This window comes from Flaviflexus ciconiae, from assembly GCF_003971195.1.
Classification (GTDB): Bacteria; Actinomycetota; Actinomycetes; order Actinomycetales; family Actinomycetaceae; genus Flaviflexus; species Flaviflexus ciconiae.
This window is the reverse complement of sequence record NZ_CP034593.1, coordinates 1,415,530-1,434,926: the sequence shown is the minus strand read 5'-3', so window position 1 is coordinate 1,434,926 and position 19,397 is coordinate 1,415,530. Positions and strand designations below refer to the sequence as shown.

Sequence of the window (19,397 nt, the reverse complement as noted above, 5' to 3'; positions counted from 1 at the left end):
AAGTAGTGCGCACGCAAAGCTTTGGGCCCAACCATTTCGCTGGTTGGGCCCAAAGCTTGATCGGGGGTCGGTGGGCGGCATCGGATGGTTCTGGAGAAGCGGAGCTCGGTGCCACACTTGATCGTGGCTTTACCCAATTGGCCGGTGCTACTCCGAGAACTCGGGGGAGCGGACCATGCCCTCCTGGGCCATGTTTGCCACGAGTGTTCCGTCCTGGAAGAACTTGGCGAGTGTGAGGCCGCGGCCGCCCTGTGCCGAGGGGCTGTGAAGCTCGGCAAGAATCCAGTTGGATGGATCGACATCGCGGTGCCACCAGGTTGTGTGGTCAAGAGTGGCGAGAGCGATCTTTGGGGTGGACCAAGCAAGTCGGTGGTTACGCAGGATTGGTTCCAGCATGAACTGGTCTGCTGCGTAAGCGAGGACGGCTCTCTTGAGTGTCTGAGAAGAATCGGTTGGCATAGGGGAGCGAGTCTTGAACCAGACGTGCGTTGTCGAGTCGATTTCCTTCGTGGGGCGCAGGTAGAGCTGGCCTTCGACGTGCCGCATGTCGAGCGAGTTCGTCGAGGACATGAAACGGGCCGCCGGATGGTCGACGGACGAAAAGAGGTCGACCGAGGACGGGAACTCATCCGGCCCCGGAACGTTCGGGGGTTCGTCCTGATGCTCGACGCCGGGCTGACGACGCTGGAAGGAGTCGCGTGCCGTGAAGATAATGCGATTGTCTTGCAGGGCGTGCACGAGACGGGTGGAGAATGACCTTCCGTCGCTGATGACTTCGACCTCGAAGTCGATTGGCTTCTTGATGTCGCCAGCGCGGAGGAAAGCCGCGGTCTGGGAGTGGATAAGCCGGTCGTCGCTGTCCTCAAATGTATCGGCGGCAGCCAACACGGCCTGGGCGAGTACCTGGCCGCCATACACGCGTCCGGAGAGCTGGGGCAGATTGTCGTGACCCCGATATGTGATGTCTCCCTGGCGCTCAAGCCTGAGCGTGTTGAGCAGGGAAGCCAGTGGCTCCGTTGTGCTTTCCGGTATGAAGATGCGCTTGTCCATGGTGCTCCTATCCAGGGTAAACACTAACCGAGTTTTCCTGGGCGAACGCTGTTAGCCCGACACCTGACATCACACTGGAGTAAAGCTCACGGAGAGTGTGAAATAGAAGAGTGTCCCAGCTGACGATTAATTGTGCTGGTCGAAAGCGAATATCTGGCAGAATAGTGCACGAATGCACAATGTCGTTGCGAAAGGTCGTCCTATGAGTGTCCCTCCCTCTCGATCAACCCTGACGGAGCTGGCAGCTGCCTATCGTGTATCGACCCAATTTTGGGGATACGACGGACAGCAGCGCGACATCTCCGATGAGATCCTGATCAAGGTGCTGGCCGCCATGGGAGTGGATGCCTCGACCGAGCAGGGCGCAGTGCAGGCGCTCACCGATCGCGAACTTGAGACCTGGCGCAGGATCCTCCCGCCCTCAGTTGTTCACCGCCAGAACTCCGAGGGCCGCGTACACGCACACGTGCCATCCGGTAGCAAGGTCATCCTCGAAGTTATCCTTGAGGGCACCGATGAGTCGTGGCCGCTGAGCCAGGTCGAGGACTGGACCGGGGACCGTACAATCGACGGCAAGCAGACTGGCCGTGCCTCATTCCTCCTGCCCGGCGATATTCCACTCGGGTGGCATACGCTACGTGCGACCTTGGAGGACGGTACCGTTACCGAATCCCCGTTTGCGATGACACCGGACCGCCTTGACGAACCGGACCTGGAAACCTCCCGGGCCTGGGGTGTTGCCGCCCAGCTCTATTCGGTCCGCTCCGCAAAGTCCTGGGGCATTGGCGACTTCTCCGATCTTGCCGACCTTGCCGCGATCTTTGGTCATGAGGGCGCGGACTTCTTCCAAATCAACCCGCTGCACGCGGCCGAGCCGGTTGGGCACATGTCGCCGTCGCCGTACCTTCCCGTTTCCAGGCGTTTTGTTAACCCGATCTACGTTCGTCCCGAAGAGATCGTGGAGACCGCGTACCTGACTGGCCCGCAGCGTTCCCTCATTGACTGGGGAGGCGAAGAACAACGAGCCTCTTCGCTACGTAACGAGTACATTGATCGCGACGAGGTCTGGGAAACGAAGCGCCAGGCCCTCGAGATCATCTTCAAGGTGCCCCGCTCGTTCGCTCGTCAGGCCGCCTACGAAAAGTACCTTGAAGAAGAGGGCCAGGGGCTGACAGATTTTGCGCTCTGGTGCGCCCTGTGCGAGAAGTACCCGAAGGGATTTCCGGAGAATATTGCAACGGCCGACTCCGTCTATGTGGCACGCGAGAAGCGTGAGCTGACCGACCGGATCGAGTTCTGGTCGTGGCTCCAGTGGGTTGCTGACGAACAGCTTGAAAAGGCCCAGGAGGCCGCTCTAGCATCTGGCATGCACATCGGTGTGTGCGCCGATCTCGCTGTTGGTGTCCACCCAATTGGCGCGGATGTGTGGGCGAATCCCACGGCCTTTGCTCGTGGCGTCACCGTCGGCGCCCCCGCCGATATGTACAACCAGCAGGGCCAGGACTGGTCGCAGCCCCCGTGGCGTCCCGACACTCTTGCCGAGACGGCCTACCAGCCGTTGCGCGATATGATCCGCACCGTAATCCGCCACGCCGGAATGCTCCGCGTCGATCACGTTGCTGGCTTCTTCCGTCTCTGGTGGGTTCCCGACGATCACCCGGCCTCCGAGGGTACATATGTCAATTACGACCACGAGGCCATGATCGGCGTTCTCCTGCTCGAAGCACACCGGGCTGGCACGATCCTCGTTGGTGAGGACCTGGGAACAGTTGAGCCCTGGGTTCGGGACTTCCTTGCGGCCCGTGGGATCTACGGAACTTCCATCTTCTGGTTCGAGAAGGAAGGTGAGGGGATGCCGCTGCGGGCAGAGAACTACCGCCGCGAGGTCCTCACCTCCGTCAACACCCACGACCTTCCGCCCGCCGCCGGCTACATTGCTGGCGAGCATGTCGACCTGCGCGAGCGGCTCGGGCTTCTGATGCAGCCGGTTGAGCAGGTGCGGGCCGAAGCAGATGAGGAACGAGAAAAGGCCCTGAAGCGTTTACGGGAGTACGGACTGGTCGGGGAGAACCCGACCGAGCGGGAAATCGTGGAAGGCCTCTACGCCTACATTGCCCAGGCACGATCCACGTTCCTCGCTGTTTCCCTGGTTGACGCTGTGGGTGAACGTCGGACCCAGAACCAGCCGGGAACCGATCAGGAATATCCGAACTGGCGGGTTCCGTTGGCTGACGGAACAGAAGAGGTTGTTCTCGTCGGCGACATTCCGTCCCATTCGCGTGTCACGTCCCTTCTGGAGACGTTTAGGCGCGCACTTGGGGACGATAACCGGCTACTCTGAGACCAAGGAGGAATCATGGATAAAGCACAGTCCATCATCGCTGGGCTCGGCGGCAAGGACAATATTTCCACGGTAGAAGCCTGCATCACCCGTATCCGTGCCGTCGTGAACTCGGTCGACGCGGTGTCGGAGGAGGCCCTCAGGGAGAGCGGTGCCTTCGGTGTCGTCGTCCAGGCCAATAACGTTGTCCAGGTTGTTGTAGGCCCCGAGGCCGAAGATATTGTGGAGCGCATGGGGTGAACTTTTATTCGCCAATAGCGGGGACTGTACTCGGGCTCGAGTCGGTCCCCGACCCTGTGTTTTCAAGCCTCATGTTGGGACCCGGTTGTGCGATAGACCCGTCGGAGACCGGCGTTATGACAGTCCTGTCGCCATGCGACGGCGAGGTTACCTCGGTGCGTTCCCATGCCGTTGTCGTGAGTTCCTGCCTGGTCCATGCCGGGATCGATACTCACAAGAGCGATGCCCTCACCGCCCTCGTGAAAGAGGGCGATCAGGTGAGCGTCGGAACCCCGCTTATCACCGTCGACCTGGATCGCTTAGGCGACCTGGAATCCATGGTTGTCGTGACGTTCCCTCAGAAAAGGACGAACGCCTGGAACCAGGGTGTGGCTCCAGGCGCTCAGGTTACAGCCGGCGATCTTCTCGGAAAGCTCGACTGACCACCAGTCCTAACTGTTATGAGCTGAATCGACCGTCTGGGCCGCTAGGGCCCGGCGGGTCGCATCCCCATGCTCAATGATGATCCTGCGTAGCGCCGGTGCAGCGTCCGGGTGCTCTTCCAGCCACGCGTTCAGCCCCGCCTCAACATCGGTTCCCATGCCGATAATTGAGGGTGTGAACATACGGGTGGCGAGCTGTTGCGCCATCTCGTACGTCTGCTTCTCCCACACTCCGCTCAGGGCGTCGAGGTACCTGGGGAAGAAGGGGGCGAGGACGGAGGCGTCTCCGGCTTGAAACCCGAAGAGGGCGCTCCGCTGCTGCATGTTCGGCAGGCCGCCTTCAATCAGTGCCGAAAAGGCGGCCTCTTTAGCCTCGGGGGTTGGGATGGAGGCGCGGGCACGCCAGGCGGATTCCATTCCTGTTGCCGTGCTGTCCTTCGCGAGCTCCGCCTCGATCCTTGCCTCGTCGATCCGGCCACCGGCAGAAAGCCCCTGGAGGACCGTCCACCTGCCGTCGGTGTCCAGCTCGAAGCCATTCGGTAGGTCCTTACCTTCGAGCCAGTTCTCAAGCCGGTCCAGCTGACCGTCGCTCTTCGCGCGGCGTGCCGCCTCCAAAGCAACCTGGAACTGGATCTCCGAGCCGGGCTCGGCCCGGTCGGCGATCGCGAACAGCTCATCGGCAACCTTAACGATCAGGTTCTCCCTGTTATCGGGGGAGGAGTAGATCGTGGCCGCCAGCGACACGCTCATGAGCAACACGCGCAGTGCGGTCGGGTGGTTCTCGGTTTCGATCGCGCGGAGCCCCAGCTCAGTAAACGAGGTAGCAGACAGTTCTGCATCGCGGCACATGTCCCAGGCCGCGCTGAGGAGGAGCGTGCGGGCCAGCTGATCATCGAAAGTGTCGATGTGCTTGATCGCGGTCTCCAACGACCTCTCATCCAGCCTGATCTTCGTGTAGGCCAGGTCCCCGTCGTTCAGGAGAACAATGTCGGCAATCTTCTCGCCAGCCAGCTCCGTGACAACTGTTTCCTCACCGGCAACATCTAGCTCAACGCGCTTGCGCAGGACGAGGCGATTATCGACAACGTCGTACAGTCCCACTCCCATGCGGTGCGGACGAAGCCGGGGTGCGTTACCGAGCTCCTGACGGATTACCAGCTCTGTCATCGTGTCACCCTGGGCGGTAATCACCGGGCGAGCAAGGGTCACACCCGACTCCTCGAGCCACAGGGTGGACCATTCGGACAGGTCACGGTCGGAAGCCTTCTCGAGCTCCACCAGCAGGTCGGATAGCTCCGTGTTGCCCCACGAGTGCTTGGAGAAGTACTCGGACAGGCCGGTCATGAACTCGGTGCGGCCCACGTAGGCAACAAGCTGCTTGAGGACGGAAGCGCCCTTGCCGTACGTGATTCCGTCGAAGTTTGCCCACACCTCCTCAAGGTCCGTCACCGAAGAGACAACGGGGTGCGTGGAGGCGAGTTGATCGGCTTCCATGGCCCACGACTTCTCCGACGAGAGGAACGTCTGCCAGGCCTGATCCCAGCGGGTTGCCTCATCGGCAGCCAGGTGCGACATGAACTCGGCAAACGATTCGTTGAGCCACAGGTCGTTCCACCAGCGCATCGTCACCAGGTCACCGAACCACATGTGGGCAAGCTCGTGCAGAATCGTGATCGCACGACGCTCGATCATCGCGCCTGTGGCACGGGAACGGAACACGTAGGATTCCGTGATTGTTACGGCACCGGCGTTCTCCATGGCTCCGGCGTTGAACTCGGGAACAAAAATCTGGTCGTACTTGCGGAACGGGTAGGGGTGACCGTATTCGTTCTCAAAGAAACCAAAACCTGCCTTCGTGATGTTGATAACTTCGTCAGCATCCAGGTGCTCGGCAAGCGACGCACGACAGTACACGCCAAGCGGAATCGTCCGACCATCAGAACTCGTCAGTGACGATTCGCTTCCTTCGTAGGGTCCAGCGACAATCGCCGTGAGGTATGAGGAGATCTTCTCGGTGGGCGTGAACTCCCACAGGCTCGAGGTGTCATCAACCGGGGTGGGTTCCGGGGTGGGGGAGTTGGAGAACACCTTCCAGTGGCTCGGTGCCGTAACTTCGAACGTGTATTCGGCCTTGAGGTCGGGCTGCTCGAAGACAGCAAACACGCGCCTAGCATCGGCAACCTCGAACTGGGTGTACAGGTAGGTTTCACCGTCGACTGGGTCAACGAACTTGTGCATGCCCTCGCCTGTGTTCATGAACGAACATGTCGCGTCCACCACCAGCTCGTTCTCGGCCTTGAGGCCAGTCAGGTGGATCCGGGAGTCCGCGTGCGCGGACAGGTCGACCGGCTCGCCGTTGAGCAGGATCGAGTTGACCGAGCCGATCAGGTCCACGAACGTTTGATCCGCGCTTGCGGAGAACTTCAGTGTCGTGATGGAAGAAAATGTTGTGTCGCCCCTCAGGTCGAGCTGGACGCGGTAGCTGTCGGCAGAAACCGCTCCAGCGCGTGCCGCTGCCTCTGACCGGGTGAGGTTCTCTCCTGGCATGAATGTCCTTTCACAGTGTCCGTGCGCGGTTTGCGTGCACCTACCTAACAGTACTTGCTGGGCTGGGAATACGCTGAGCGCTGAGCGTCCCTGTTTGGAAGTCGGCTCAAACTACGGGACGATGGTGACATGGCTGACAAAATTGATTTCTGGTTTGATCCCTCCTGCCCCTGGTGCTGGATGACTTCCCGCTGGATCGCGGAGGAGATTGTTCCCAACCGTGACGTCGACGTCACCTGGCACGTCCTGTCCCTCACCCTCCTCAACGAAGGCCGCGACCTCGATCCTGGCTACGCGAAGCACATTGAAGAGGCCCGCCTCGGTGCACAGGTCTCCGTTGGTGTTGGTGAGGTTTACGGCCAGGAGGCCCTCGGTAACTTCTACACCGAGGTCGGCAACCGCTACCACCCGGGTGGCCGCACGAACGAGCGTGACGCAATCGTTGAGGCCCTTGAAGCCGCAGGGCTCGACGTTGCCCTCGTCGAGCGCGCCGAGTCCGGTGAATTTGATGAGGCCATGAAGGCACAGCTCAAAGGCGCCACCGACCTGGTTGGAACCGACGTGGGTGTCCCGACGATCTCCGTGAACGGCTCCGCCTTCTTCGGCCCGGTTGTTACCCCGGCGCCCCGAGGAGAGGACGCTCTGCGCCTGTTCGACGGTGCTGTTCTCGTTGCCTCCGTTCCCGGCTTCTACGAGCTCAAGCGTTCCCGCGACAAGGGGCCGTCGTTCGAATGATCAGAAGATTTGCCGCGGCGAGCATCGTCGCACTCGCAGCGCTTTCGGCCTGCTCCGATGACACCGTGACTGACGAGACATCGTCGTCCGAGGAAACATCTGCCACCCCAACCTACGAGGAACTAACCCCCGAAGGCACAGCTGACGGCGGCGAGGAGGGGACCGAGGGTCGCATGACCGTCGAGGGTGACGTGGTGACGTCGAAGGACGACCGCTATTCCTTGACCCTGGTGGATGGATGGCAGGCATACCCTGCGCCACTTGACGAGAACGTCAACCTCACGGTTCTGCTCGTCTCCGGTGTCAACAACTCGGCTTTCGTTCCGAATATTGTGGGAACCTGGGTTGATGCTGCTCCCGGCGTCCCGACCGCGTTTGAGGAATGGGAGGAGCCCGCTAGCAACTCCTTCCGAACTGGCGTCGAGAACCCGGATGATGTTGTCATCGGACCTGCCACGACGCTGAGCGTGGACGGCAACGAGGTTGAGGGGCTTGAGGTCACGAGAGTCATGGACGGACTGGAGATCACCCAGCTTGTCTACCCGATCTTCAGTGATGACGGGCTACAGGAAGTTGCTTTCTCAGCATCGGCCGAAGAGTTCGGTGAGCTCCAGGCCGATGTCGAAGAGATGCTCTCAAGCGTGGCAAGTGCCGATTAAACAGTCCTGTCATAACCTTTAACCGATGCATAGGGGAGGGGCCGATTCAGAATGAAACTGAATCGGCCCCTCCCTTGACGTTATCTCCCGGCAGCTATGTTCTGGCCTTACGCCAGCAGTGCCAGTATTGGTATCGGACAATAGCTTTCATTACCAGATGGCTACGCGCTCATTCTCGGGGAGGTAAAGCTCGTCGCCTTCCTTGACGTCGAAGGCCTCGTGGAACGCCGTGAGGTTCTTGGCGACACCGTTGCAACGGAACTCGGAGGGGGAGTGCGGGTCGATGCTGAGCATGACGATCGCGGTCTCGTCCCTGGACTTCTCCCGCCAAATCCTCGCGTACGAGTAGAAGACGCGCTGGGCACCGGTCACTCCGTCAATGACGGGAGCATCATCGATGCCGTCGTAGCCTTGGCGACGCAGTGCAATGTCGTACGCCTTCAGGCCGATCGTGAGGCCGCCGAGGTCGCCAATGTTTTCACCGATGGTGAGGGCGCCGTTGACGTGATGCTCGGTGCCTTCGAGGGCCATCGGGGTGTAGGCGTCGTACTGTGCGATAAGAGCGTTGGCGCGCTTCTCAAACTCGCGACGGTCCTCATCGGTCCACCAGTTGTTGAGACGGCCCGACTCGTCATACTTCGAACCTTGATCATCGAAGCCGTGGCCGATTTCGTGGCCGATCACAGCACCAATGCCACCGTAGTTCCAGGCGTCATCAGCATCCGGGTTGAAGAACGGATCCTGAAGAATAGCCGCGGGGAAGACAATCTCGTTCCACGTCGGGTTGTAGTAGGCGTTCACCATCTGGGGAGGCATGAACCATTCTTCACGGTCCATGGGTGTCCCGAGCTTTGCAATAGCGCGATCAGTTTCGAAACCGGCCGAGGCGCGAACGTTGCCCACCAGGTCATCGGTGATCGTCAGAGCGGAGTAGTCCCGCCACTTTTCCGGGTAGCCGATCTTCGGAACGAAGGTCGAGAGCTTCCTAAGGGCCTTCTTCTTGGTCTCCTCACCCATCCAGTCAAGATTCTTGATCGAGTTGCTGTAGGCCTCAAGTAGGTCCGCTACGAGCTGCTCCATCTTTTCCTTGTGGGACGGCGGGAAGTGACGCTCCACGTAAATCTTGCCGAGAGCCTCTCCAAGAACACCACTGACAAGGGCAACGCCTCGCTTCCAGCGGTCCTTCTGCTCCGTGGTTCCCATAAGAGTGGTGCCGAAGAAATTAAAACGCTTCTGGGCGATGTCTTCAGTCAGGTAGGCGCCGCGGGAGACAGCGACCTGGAAGGTCAGGTACTCCTTGAGGACATCAAGATCGGTCTCTTCCCACAGCTTTGCGGCTCCCGTGAGAGCATCCGGGGTCAGCACAATAAGTCGGTCGGCCAGATCGGAGGGGATGCCAATAGCTTCACGGGCTGCCTCCCAGTCAAAACCCGGTGCGGAAGCCATGAAGTCGGTCCACGACATCGGGTTGTTGATCTTGTCGGCGTCGCGGGTCGTCACGACATCGGCGTGGTGAGAAGCGAGAGCGGTCTCGAACTCGACGATATGCTGGCCAGCCTCTTCGGCATTCGCAAGAACATTCGTGAGGGCAAGGTATTCGGGAACGAACTTCTCGAAAGCCTTGAGGGTCTCCGCATGCTGTTCGGACCGGTAGTATGCCTCATCCGGAAGGGACAGGCCCGACTGGCTGATAAAGATGACGTAGGAGTCCGGGTCGTTGAGATCGGCGTCAATGTCGAAATCAAACGGGGTGTTCACGCCCGTGCGAACAAGAGTGCCCACGGCGCTCGCGAGAGCTTCCTTTGTCTGTGCGAGAGAGATCTGCTCAAGATCCTCACGGAGCGGCTCAACGCCTGCGGCGTTCAGGGTGTCGACATCCATGAAGGACGAGTAGTAGTCGCCGATCTTTTGAGCATCACCTGCAGGGTCACCTTCGGCAAGTTCATCAATGATTGCCTTAACCTGCTCCTGCGACCGCTCGTTAAGGTCGTAGAAAGCACCGTCCCGGGGACGGTCGGCCGGGATCTCGTGAGTGTCGAGCCAGGTGCCATTAACCCTGCGGAACAGGTCATCTTGAACACGGACGGATTGCTTAGCGTTCTTCAGCACATCGCTGAGAATAGGATCTGTCATTCCACCAGTCTAAGGGCAGTCCGTGGCAGGGCTCTCGTTCATTGCGGAGGGCGAAACCAGCCAGGTCAGCGAAGCTCCAGGCGCCATGGAAGTTGACATGAGAGTTAGGTAGGAATCCTCGGCGATGGATGCAAGGAAGGGTCCGGCCAACACACTTGACCATGTTGATCATATTGATCATGTCGAGCTGGAAAGCTCGAGCGCAACCCGTTGGAAAGCCTGTTCAGTATCGGGTGTGATCTGCTGCAATAAAGAGACCATCCGCCGTTCTGAGGAACGACGGATGGGTCGGGGTTGGACGGGTAAGCCAGCGTTAGTGCTGGTGAGGATGAGGTGGGTGAATGACTACGTTGTTCTCAGGCCTTCGCTTTGGCGGAGAGTCCGAGAGCTACGGCGCAATGGACGAGTGCCGCAAAGGGAGTAACCCAGGGGAGGACGTCGAGGAGCCAGGCCCAGATGCCGACGAGGATGCCGCCGGTAAGGAAGCTTGCCATGGGGGTTCCGTCGTAGCCGGTGTGAATGGCGAGGGTGCGCACGACATCGCCGGAGATCCCTTTCTCACCAAGAGCACGTTGCCACCTGCTGCCACGAACGGCCTCCGAGAGCGCGCCACCGGCAAGCCATGTGCCAGCCACGAGAAGAGCCTCGTCAAAGCCGCTTGAAAAGAAGGTAATGAGAAGAACGGTAAGGGCAGTTGCGATGCCTCCGACGATGGCAACGCCTACCGCAGGGTTTTTTGGTCTCATGCGCAGGTAGCCGATCCCAATGAGCTGGACGATAGCCCAGCCAAGGACGGAGAGTCCGATGATGCTCGCAACTCTCGTGACGTCCGCAACGAGGATGGCCCCGATAATGAGGACGACAAGTGCAGTGACAGCAAAGAGAAGGGCCCTCTGGCGGGCCTGCTTGACGCTCGCGAGATACTCGGGATTCGCTGCGGAAGAGTCGGGAACGGTCATGCCACCCACTTTAAGACCTGTTTTCGTCAAACAAGGGGTTGGATGGGGAATGGCGGCCCGAAGGCCGCCATTCTCACAGTTAATCGCCAGTTCTAGTGGTCGATCCGATAGTGGTTTATCAGATCCAGATGGCCGGGTCGATTTGGGGTTCCATGACGGGGATCTCGCGGTTCTTCGCGGGAACGCCGACAGCGGTCACTCCGTCGGGAACGTCCTTAACGACAACGGCGTTAGCGCCGATCTGGGAGTCGTTACCGAGCGTAATGGGGCCAAGCACCTTGGCTCCAGCACCGATCGTGACCCGGTCACCGACCGTAGGGTGGCGCTTTCCCTTGTCGAGGGAAACACCTCCCAGGGTCGTGCCGTGATACATCATGACGTCCTCACCGACCTCGGCGGTTTCGCCAATGACGACTCCCATGCCGTGGTCGATAAACATGCGCCGCCCGAGCTGAGCGCCCGGATGGATCTCGATCCCAGTGATTGACCTGGCTGCCTGCGACAGCAGGCGTGCCGGGAGCTTCAGCCGATCTGACTTGTTCCACATTGCATGTGCCACCCGGTGTGCCCACAGGGCGTGCACGCCGGGATATGCCAAAGCGACTTCCAGCGGGGTACGCGCCGCGGGATCCCGCCGACGAGCAGCCTCAAGGTCTTCCTTGAGGAGCGTCTTCAGGGAAGCGCCGAGTGACAGAACCATGATTAATCGACCAGGCCCTCGAACAGCGGGGTGGACAGGTAGCGTTCACCGAACGACGGGATGATGACAACGATCGTCTTACCGGCGAACTCTTCGCGGCTAGCAACCTCGCCAGCGGCCTTCAGGGCAGCACCCGAGGAGATACCAACGAGGAGGCCTTCTTTCGTGGCCGCTGCACGGGCCCAGTCGAAGGAGTCCGCAGAAGGAACGGTGATGACCTCGTCGTAGATCTCGGTGTCAAGAATTCCGGGAATGAAGTTGGCGCCGAGGCCCTGGATCTTGTGGGGGCCAGCCTTACCTTCGGACAGGAGCGGAGACTCGGCCGGCTCAACGGCAAAGATCTTGATGTCGGGGTTCTTCGAACGCAGGTAGCGGCCCGCACCGGTGATGGTTCCGCCGGTGCCAATGCCGGAAACGAGGGCTGCAACTTCGCCGTCGGTGTCGTTCCAGATCTCAGGGCCCGTCGTGGCCTCGTGAATAGCGGGGTTCGCTTTGTTCGCGAACTGCGAGGCAAGCACAGCACCCGGACGCTCGGCTGCAACTTCTTCGGCCTTCGCGACTGCGCCCTTCATGCCATCAGCAGGCTCTGTGAGGATCAGCTCGGCACCGTAGGCGCGCAGGAGTGCGCGGCGTTCCTTCGACATCGAGGACGGCATGGTGAGAACAACGTTGTATCCGCGTGCTGCACCAACGAAGGCGAGGGCGATACCGGTGTTGCCGGAGGTGGCTTCTACGATCGTGCCGCCCTCGGTGAGCTGACCGGACTTCTCAGCAGCATCCACGATGGCAACGCCAATGCGGTCCTTCACAGAGTTGGCAGGGTTGTAGAACTCGAGCTTCGCGAGGACGGTGGCCTTCGAGTCGGGGAACAGGTTGTTGATGCGGACGAGCGGGGTGTTGCCGGCAAGCTGGGTGGCGTCGGCTGCAATTCGAGACATAAATCTTCCTTCGATGAATTTTTGAGGGGGTTGTACCGGTCTGTAAGTAGTAAAAGGGAGAGTGCCGAGCATGCGTCAACGCACCCTGGGGCTCGACACTCTAGCGACAGAACAGACAGCACAGGAGGAACGGACGAGTGGTGCTCATGGCCGCCTCCTTAGAAGATAGTTAAAACTTCAAGCTCAGTGCTTATGGCTATAGTTTCATGACCTTCGCCACCGAGCAAGCCCGTTCACTCATCGAGAGAATTGCTGAACCGTTCCGCGATGTTCGGGTACGACATCTGTGCCCAGCTCAATGGAAGCAATGGTGGTAAGGCGATCAACTCTGTCCGTTGTTATCAGCATCGTCACCTCGGAACCCCACTGCGACTCCACTTCCCAGCCTTCCGACCGTAGGATCCCTTCGAGTCTGCCGGCTGTGGCCACAGGAACGGTGATCTCCCACTGCGGCACCTCGGTGACCGTCCACAGGGTTGCCTCATTGACTGCCTGGGCCACGGAATCGGAATAGGCGCGCACGAGCCCGCCGGTTCCAAGGAGAATCCCGCCGAAATAGCGGACAACAACAGCAGAAACATTGGTGAGTTCCCGTCCGCGCAACACGTCGAGCATGGGCCGGCCCGCGGTTCCCGACGGCTCCCCATCATCGGACGAGTGCTCCCGATCCTGCTCGCCGGGTACCTGGACGATCCATGCGGAACAGTGGTGGCGAGCGTCTGGGAACTCCGTTCGGAGCTCGGCAACAAGGTTTCTGGCCCCGTCCGGATCGGCGGCGGGGACGAGTTCGGTGATAAAGCGGGAGCGCGAAATCACAAGCTCAGTTCTCACGCTGTCTCGAATCGTCTGCGGCATACCGCTATCCTAGGGGGTGTTCATTCATCGGCCCTGACCCGCCGGTCTTTTTAAGTGTGACCGACTGCGCGGAGATTAGTGGTTGATGTAACTATGGTTCTGGCTCAATCCTGAGTTAGGATGGTTTGTCGGACCGCTGTCCCTCCGGGTGATCCCCATCGCGCGAGGAAACTCCCGGTAGGTCCAGCAAGATACAAGATGTTATAGCCGGAACATCGTTTCGGTATATAGAGAGGTAAGCATGGCGAAGAAGTCCAAGATTGCGCGTGACAAGCAGCGCCGCGAGATGGTCGAGCGCTACGCAGAGCGTCGCGCACAGTTGAAGAAGGCTTCGGTGGACGAGAACCTGACGCAGGAAGAGCGTGATGAGGCTATGGCCGCACTGCACCGTCTTCCGCGCAACGCGTCCCCGGTTCGTCTGCGTAACCGCGACGCCATTGATGGTCGTCCCCGCGGTTACCTCGGCGACTTCGGTCTGTCCCGCGTTCGTATGCGTCACATGGCGCTTCGTGGTGAGCTCCCGGGCGTCACCAAGTCCTCCTGGTAAGAATATTCGCGGCTTCGGCCGCCTAAGACAGAAAGGAGCGGCGCAATGGCAGTTCCCAAGCACAAGATGTCGCGTAGCAACACGCGCAATCGTCGGTCCCAGTGGAAGGCCCAGATGACGGATCTCGTCACGGTCAAGGTTCAGGGGCGCGAGGTTCGCATTCCCCGTCGCCTGGTCAAGGCCTACCAGACTGGTGCGATTGACTAAGCTCTAGCGACTTAGCAAATATTTAAAAGGCGTGGTGCCGAGACTCGTTCTTGGCACCACGCCTTTTCATACCCAAATTTCTGCAAGCCGGATTGCAATGGTGGGATTAGTCTACGGCTGAATGCGCGGTTTGATTCGAGCGTTGGGGAGCTTCGGGGCGGGAAGCGGTGCAGGCTCGCCTTCGGGGAAGTGGGCTCCGAACCTAGGTACGGCCATGCCGTCAAAATACTTCCCGGACTCCATGTCCTTTGCGGTATTGGCGGGCGGCTCTTTCATCCGGATCTCGGCCTGCCAGGCATTGCGGTATTGAACGATCGCGTCGTGCGAGCGGCCAACGAAGTTCCACCACATGACGATCGTGTCCTCGAAGGGCTTGCCACCGATCAGGATGATTCGGGTCGGGGAGTCACTTGCGGTAAAGCTAATCTGTTCGGGGCCTAGAGGAAGGTAGGCCAGCTCGTCCTTACCGAGCGTCTGGTCGTGCTCGCCCACGTGGATAGTGAGCTCGCCGGAGTCGAGAACGACCCCGTGCTCGAAGGATGGGTCAATATCAAGCGTGACAGTCTCACCCGGCTTCATGACAACCTGAGCTGCCAGCGCATCGATCCTCGTGTCAATAGGTGAGGTTACGCCCGCTAGGGAACCGATGTAGGTGAGGACTGTTCCTCCGGGAACAACCTGCGGTTCGGCAACGTAGTGCTGTGACCCTGGCGTTGAGTTTCTCTTTGCTTCGGGGAGTGCGTACCAGAGCTGGACACCGTGCAGGATCGAGGTGTCTCCGGTGGAGAACTCGGAATGAGAGATCCCCGATCCCGCGATCATTAGGTTGACCTCGGAAGGGCGCACAATGTTCGAGAAGCCGGTGGTATCGATGTGCTCGATCAGGCCCTCAAAGAGAAGCGTGACGGTGGCCAGGCCCGTGTGCGGGTGCCGCGGTACTGCCATGCCACCCGTGGCGCCAACATCGTCTGGGCCGTAGTGGTCGAGGAAGCACCAGGGGCCAATCAGGGAGCGCTTACGCTGCGGCAGGGTGCGCCGGACAGTCATGGCGCGCGGGCCACCCAGAGGCACCTCCCGTGCAGTGATGATGTCGACAATGTCGGCCTGCTGAACGTGCTTGCACTCGTACTCGGCTGGATTAACTTCCCAGTTCGTCATGCTGTCATCATGTCAGCAAAACCGGGGCCAGCGACCTGAACGGTTAGACGCCGACCCCGGCTTTGCTTTGAGCAAGGAGATTAGGAGGCGATTGCCAGATGGGTGCTACTTCTTGGCGAGCAGTCGCTCGACCCTCGGCTTGACCTCGGTGGCGAGGAGGGTGATGGACTCGAGGAGGTGGTCCTGAGGGAGGCCGCCGATGTCCATCTGCAAGAAGTGCCGCATGTGGCCCATGTGCCCATGGAGATGAACGATACGTTCGGCCACCTCGTCGGGATCACCAATGTAGTACGCGCCTGGGGCATTGGCCTGCGCGTAGTAGGCGTTAGGATCCGGCTCCGGCCATCCCCTCAGCCGCCCCATTTCTACGTTTAGGTTGTACCAGCCCGGGTAGAAGCGTTCGAGTGCCTCCTCCTTCGTGGGTGCGATGAGTCCCATGGCGGCTACCGATACCTTGATGTTCTCTTCGGGGTGGCCGGCGCGCTTCGCGGTCTCCCGGTACAGCTCAGCGAGTGGGGCAAAGCGATGTGGGGCTCCGCCAATGATTCCGTAGGACACCGGCAGGCCCAGCTGTCCCGCACGTGCGGAAGAACCCGCGTTGCCGCCCGTAGCCAACCAGATTGGCATGCGGCCCTGGACCGGGCGGGGGACAACCGCGAGGTTCGGGATGTCGGGGCGGCGGCTACCGCTCCATGTGACTTCCTCAGAATCGCTCTCACTAATGGTCATGAGCAGGTTGAGTTTGTTGGCGTACAGCTCGTCGTGGTCACCCAGGTCGTAACCGAACAGCGGGAAGGTCTCGACAGAAGAACCGCGGCCGGCTGTGATCTCGATACGCCCACCACCGGAAATAGCATCGGCGGTTGCGAACTGCTGGTAGACGCGGACCGGGTCATCGGTGCTGATGATGCTGGCGGCGCTGCCGAGAATAATCTGCTTTGTTGCTGCGGCGGCGGCCGCAATGGTGGCCCCCGGTGATGACGCAGGCATGGTGGTCGTGTGGTGCTCCCCAACCCCGAAGTAGTCGAGCCCAACCTCATCCGCATGGACGATTGCCTCGTGCAGGTTACGCACCGCCTCATGGGTTGAGCGAAGCGAGCCGTCCTCATGACGCTGAGTATCGCCGAAGCTGTAGGCGCCTATTTCCATTGTCTCTCCCATGGGTTGAGCTGACGCGTCAGCAAGATGTTTGTCAGCAGGATGGCTACCCGACCATGCCTGCGGTAACTGATTGAGTTGTTTGGTTCAGGTGGTATTCGTACGGGCCGGTGTCAGTTTTAACGGCCCGGTTGAAGCGCCGAAAGGTGGCTTAGGAACTAGGAGGGTGCAGGCTGCTTTGCGGCTTCGAGCAGGGCTCTCATCTGCTCAGCATTGTGAGCGCTGGCAAAGATCTCAGTGCCCGGCTGATAGGCGCGTCCCGCGCTAAGCGGTCCAGCATCCACGGCGTCATAGCCGAGGCGGTCGATAAAGCCAGCAACCAGCGCCTTAGCTTCCTCATCATCACTTGCAAGAGCAAGCGCCCTGCGGTCAGGTGAGCCCGGCTCGCGGCCATCCTCTTCGAGATCGTGATAGCCAATGTGGTTAAGAGACTTAACGATCCTCGTCTCTGGCAGGTAGGCCTGAATAATCTCGCTACTTGTCCGGGGATCACCCTCGAAATCGTCAAGCTCGCCATCAATCGGAGCCCAGTAGTTCATGACATCAATCGCGGTGAGTCCCGCAAGAAGCTCCGGATCGAGAGTGCGGTACTTGTGTAGCGGCACTGCTATAACAACCAGATCTGCGCTCGCGGCTTCGGCAGCATCAACGGCAATGGCACCGGGCGTGATGATCTCGACAATCAACGAAATCTCGCTAGCCGACTTCGCAGTTGCAATCTTCACCTCGTAGCCCGCTTTCAGGGCCTGACGTGCCACAGCAGTTCCAACGCGTCCTGCTCCCAGGATTCCAATGGTGCGAAGCTCAGTCGGGGCAGTAGTCAATGCAAAGTCCTAATCGTCGGGCCAGGAGAGAGGACCTCTCAAGGCTCTATCAGTAGCAGAGGTAATCTCTTCCACCGCAGTCCCTCAACGGAAAAGACCTATGGTGAAGCGAAATCCTGCCACAAAGAAAATATGTTGCTCCACAGACTGTATAGTTGAAAGATCATCTATGCAACAGATTAATTTTGAGTATGATGGTTAGCGTGACAGAAGCCGCGACACATGGGACAGGCCTTGATAGCGCTCCGCCCGGGGATCTTGGGTGGAACCTTGGCATGGTCTTGCGTGGCTACCAGTCACTCTTTGAAGACGTTGTCGAGGGCATGCCCTCGGGTATTCGCGGCTTCCAGATTGTTTCCGCGGTCATTCACCGCGACCCGCCCAGCCAACAGGCCCTCGGGGCACATCTGGCCATTGACCGAACCGTCCTGACCTACCTTATTGATGACCTAGTCAAAGCTGACGTTGTCGAAAGGATCCCAGCACCCTCAGATCGCCGGGCACGCAAGATCGTCGCAACTGACAAGGGGAGGGAGCTTCTAGAAAAATACGAGGAGCGCGTCGCCCACATGGAGTCCGATCTGCTTGCGGGGCTAGGCGAAGCGGACAGGAAGACGCTCACGTCTCTGATTGGTAGGTTGGCGATGGACATCCACCGTGCGCAACCCGGATCGATTCCCTGTGAGGCAATGGATCACCTCCCGTAGGGGGAGAGATGGCTATCCTTGGTGCATGACCTGGAATCGGCATCTCGCAAGTTCACCGCGTGAGCGCCCCCGTATTCCGAAAGCATTACAAGACTCGATTTGAATGTGATCGAAGCTTGGGCGAGCTTAGCTACGCTGTGTTCTGTAAGGGACCGGAGGTGGGCTTATGTTTTCTCGTCAACTGGCATCCGTGCTTACCGGGATGACGATAAATGAGCTCCGGAGCCGGGCAAGCAAAGGCCTGGTCGTTCCTGACGTGCGCGAGTCCAGTACCCCGCTCTACTCGTTCCGTGACCTCGTAGTGCTCCGCTACATTGCATGGCTTCGAGGTGTCGTTGCAGAAGGTCGGTAGTGAATTCATGGATCTGATCGCTCTTGGCGTAATGGAACGCCCTTCCACGTACTGGTTCGGATCCGACGGAGTCTCAACCTGGGTGGAAAGCCATGAGAGTGAGTACTCCGTCGATCTTGCCGATGCGAGTCTTGAATCGATGAGTGTCTCCTTCGATGAACTGTCAAAGGAGTTGCTTAACTCTCACGGTGACCATGTCGTAAATTTTCGACAACCCTTGCCAAGCATTGAGGTCGATGCTCGCCGCATGGGAGGGATGCCGACCATCGCCGAGACGCGGATACCGTACTTGACCATTGCGTCGTTAGTGGCGACAGGCGAGATCACGCCTGAGGAAGTTGCGAACTATTACCCCGGGGTGTCTGCCCAGGCCGCTCGGGAGGCGGTTGCCTTCGATCAGCAAGGTAAGCGCGCCCAATATCGGTCACCGAGACTCCGACTACTCCAGTCACTGCTCTTGCAGGTAGCAAATGTGGGTTAAGTGTCGAGTTTGGGCCCACGTGGGTGGAGTAGCGGGGGAGCCTGTCTGAGTGGTGGCGGGGAAAAAAGAATCCCCGGCGTTGTGCCGGGGATTGTGCGGAGCGGGTGACGAGAATCGAACTCGCACTATCTGCTTGGAAGGCAGAGGCTCTACCATTGAGCTACACCCGCACGGCTTAGAGAGTATCAAGATTCTGGCCTCGATTTCCAATCGGCCGAAGCGACCCACTAAGATGAGTTCGTCCCGCTAAGCGGAGACGGGGTGTAGCACAGTTGGTAGCGCGTCCGCTTTGGGAGCGGAAGGTCGCAGGTTCGAGTCCTGTCACCCCGACCAGTGAATATCAGAGCTGTTTTCTGATAGGTTGGCCGATCGAATACACGACCC

The 19,397-nt window shown here is 59.6% G+C and carries 19 protein-coding genes and 2 tRNA genes; 10 read left to right on the top strand and 11 right to left on the bottom strand.

From position 1 onward, the window contains the following. Positions 1-147 precede the first annotated feature (147 nt). Positions 148-1,050, bottom strand: a complete 903-nt coding sequence (locus tag EJ997_RS06360) for an acyl-CoA thioesterase (RefSeq protein ID WP_126703822.1) — start codon at positions 1,048-1,050, stop codon at positions 148-150. 202 nt (positions 1,051-1,252) lie between these two features. Here EJ997_RS06360 and malQ point away from each other — a divergent pair, with 202 nt between their 5' ends. The 3 genes from malQ to EJ997_RS06345 are packed head-to-tail and all read left to right on the top strand — an operon-like array spanning position 1,253 to position 4,053. After that, positions 1,253-3,391: a 4-alpha-glucanotransferase gene (malQ, locus tag EJ997_RS06355; protein ID WP_126703821.1), complete on the top strand. Its 2,139-nt coding sequence runs from the start codon at positions 1,253-1,255 to the stop codon at positions 3,389-3,391. Positions 3,392-3,406: 15 nt separating this feature from the next. Continuing rightward, positions 3,407-3,631 carry a glucose PTS transporter subunit EIIB gene (locus EJ997_RS06350; protein WP_126703820.1) on the top strand — a complete coding sequence of 75 codons (225 nt, stop codon included), beginning with the start codon at positions 3,407-3,409 and terminating at the stop codon, positions 3,629-3,631. Then, the gene (locus tag EJ997_RS06345) at positions 3,628-4,053 is read left to right on the top strand and encodes a PTS sugar transporter subunit IIA (RefSeq protein ID WP_126703819.1); all 426 of its coding nucleotides are present in this window, start codon (positions 3,628-3,630) and stop codon (positions 4,051-4,053) included. Before EJ997_RS06350 ends, EJ997_RS06345 begins: the two co-directional genes overlap by 4 nt. Before the next feature lie 9 nt (positions 4,054-4,062). On the opposite strand, the gene pepN is transcribed toward EJ997_RS06345, so the two are convergent. Continuing rightward, the gene (gene pepN / locus EJ997_RS06340) at positions 4,063-6,600 is read right to left on the bottom strand and encodes an aminopeptidase N (RefSeq protein ID WP_126703818.1); all 2,538 of its coding nucleotides are present in this window, start codon (positions 6,598-6,600) and stop codon (positions 4,063-4,065) included. A 129-nt stretch (positions 6,601-6,729) separates the two neighbouring features. Here pepN and EJ997_RS06335 point away from each other — a divergent pair, with 129 nt between their 5' ends. Both EJ997_RS06335 and EJ997_RS06330 read left to right on the top strand, forming a co-directional pair. Beyond that, positions 6,730-7,335 carry a DsbA family oxidoreductase gene (locus EJ997_RS06335; RefSeq protein WP_126703817.1) on the top strand — a complete coding sequence of 202 codons (606 nt, stop codon included), beginning with the start codon at positions 6,730-6,732 and terminating at the stop codon, positions 7,333-7,335. Next, positions 7,332-7,994, top strand: a complete 663-nt coding sequence (locus EJ997_RS06330) for a hypothetical protein (RefSeq protein WP_126703816.1) — start codon at positions 7,332-7,334, stop codon at positions 7,992-7,994. Before EJ997_RS06335 ends, EJ997_RS06330 begins: the two co-directional genes overlap by 4 nt. A 150-nt stretch (positions 7,995-8,144) precedes the next feature. Here EJ997_RS06330 and EJ997_RS06325 read toward each other — a convergent pair whose 3' ends face one another. From EJ997_RS06325 to EJ997_RS06305, 5 genes are all read right to left on the bottom strand, one after another. Then, positions 8,145-10,127, bottom strand: a complete 1,983-nt coding sequence (locus EJ997_RS06325) for a M13 family metallopeptidase (protein WP_126703815.1) — start codon at positions 10,125-10,127, stop codon at positions 8,145-8,147. Between the two features lie 356 nt (positions 10,128-10,483). Next, positions 10,484-11,086, bottom strand: a complete 603-nt coding sequence (locus tag EJ997_RS06320; RefSeq protein ID WP_126703814.1) for a hypothetical protein — start codon at positions 11,084-11,086, stop codon at positions 10,484-10,486. Between the two features lie 118 nt (positions 11,087-11,204). Beyond that, a complete protein-coding gene (gene epsC / locus EJ997_RS06315; RefSeq protein WP_126703813.1) occupies positions 11,205-11,786 on the bottom strand; it encodes a serine O-acetyltransferase EpsC in 582 nt (193 codons plus the stop codon). A 2-nt stretch (positions 11,787-11,788) separates the two neighbouring features. Then, on the bottom strand, positions 11,789-12,724 hold the full coding sequence (gene cysK, locus EJ997_RS06310; protein ID WP_126703812.1) for a cysteine synthase A: 936 nt from the start codon (positions 12,722-12,724) through the stop codon (positions 11,789-11,791). Between the two features lie 237 nt (positions 12,725-12,961). Further along, the gene (locus EJ997_RS06305) at positions 12,962-13,579 is read right to left on the bottom strand and encodes an IMPACT family protein (protein ID WP_126703811.1); all 618 of its coding nucleotides are present in this window, start codon (positions 13,577-13,579) and stop codon (positions 12,962-12,964) included. Between the two features lie 241 nt (positions 13,580-13,820). Here EJ997_RS06305 and rpsN point away from each other — a divergent pair, with 241 nt between their 5' ends. Both rpsN and rpmF read left to right on the top strand, forming a co-directional pair. Next, positions 13,821-14,126 carry a 30S ribosomal protein S14 gene (gene rpsN, locus EJ997_RS06300; RefSeq protein ID WP_126703810.1) on the top strand — a complete coding sequence of 102 codons (306 nt, stop codon included), beginning with the start codon at positions 13,821-13,823 and terminating at the stop codon, positions 14,124-14,126. A 45-nt stretch (positions 14,127-14,171) separates the two neighbouring features. After that, the gene (rpmF, locus tag EJ997_RS06295; protein ID WP_126703809.1) at positions 14,172-14,333 is read left to right on the top strand and encodes a 50S ribosomal protein L32; all 162 of its coding nucleotides are present in this window, start codon (positions 14,172-14,174) and stop codon (positions 14,331-14,333) included. Positions 14,334-14,444: 111 nt separating this feature from the next. Here the strand turns inward: rpmF and EJ997_RS06290 are convergent, their stop codons facing one another. The 3 genes from EJ997_RS06290 to EJ997_RS06280 all read right to left on the bottom strand — a co-directional run bounded on the left by EJ997_RS06290 (position 14,445) and on the right by EJ997_RS06280 (position 17,473). Then, positions 14,445-15,491, bottom strand: a complete 1,047-nt coding sequence (locus EJ997_RS06290; RefSeq protein WP_126703808.1) for a pirin family protein — start codon at positions 15,489-15,491, stop codon at positions 14,445-14,447. 105 nt (positions 15,492-15,596) lie between these two features. Further along, positions 15,597-16,652: an LLM class flavin-dependent oxidoreductase gene (locus tag EJ997_RS06285; protein WP_164719843.1), complete on the bottom strand. Its 1,056-nt coding sequence runs from the start codon at positions 16,650-16,652 to the stop codon at positions 15,597-15,599. A 155-nt stretch (positions 16,653-16,807) separates the two neighbouring features. Then, on the bottom strand, positions 16,808-17,473 hold the full coding sequence (locus EJ997_RS06280; RefSeq protein WP_126703807.1) for an NADPH-dependent F420 reductase: 666 nt from the start codon (positions 17,471-17,473) through the stop codon (positions 16,808-16,810). A gap of 203 nt (positions 17,474-17,676) precedes the next feature. On the opposite strand from EJ997_RS06280, the gene EJ997_RS06275 reads away from it, so the two are divergent. Both EJ997_RS06275 and EJ997_RS06270 read left to right on the top strand, forming a co-directional pair. Then, entirely contained in the window at positions 17,677-18,180 is a 504-nt protein-coding gene (locus EJ997_RS06275; protein ID WP_164719841.1) for a MarR family winged helix-turn-helix transcriptional regulator, read from the top strand. A 359-nt stretch (positions 18,181-18,539) separates the two neighbouring features. Beyond that, positions 18,540-19,013: a DUF433 domain-containing protein gene (locus tag EJ997_RS06270; RefSeq protein WP_126703805.1), complete on the top strand. Its 474-nt coding sequence runs from the start codon at positions 18,540-18,542 to the stop codon at positions 19,011-19,013. Positions 19,014-19,112: 99 nt separating this feature from the next. On the opposite strand, the gene EJ997_RS06265 is transcribed toward EJ997_RS06270, so the two are convergent. Beyond that, positions 19,113-19,183: transfer RNA gene (locus tag EJ997_RS06265), tRNA-Gly, on the bottom strand. Positions 19,184-19,270: 87 nt separating this feature from the next. On the opposite strand from EJ997_RS06265, the gene EJ997_RS06260 reads away from it, so the two are divergent. Continuing rightward, positions 19,271-19,346, top strand: a tRNA-Pro gene (locus tag EJ997_RS06260). The last annotated feature ends 51 nt before the right edge of the window (positions 19,347-19,397 follow it).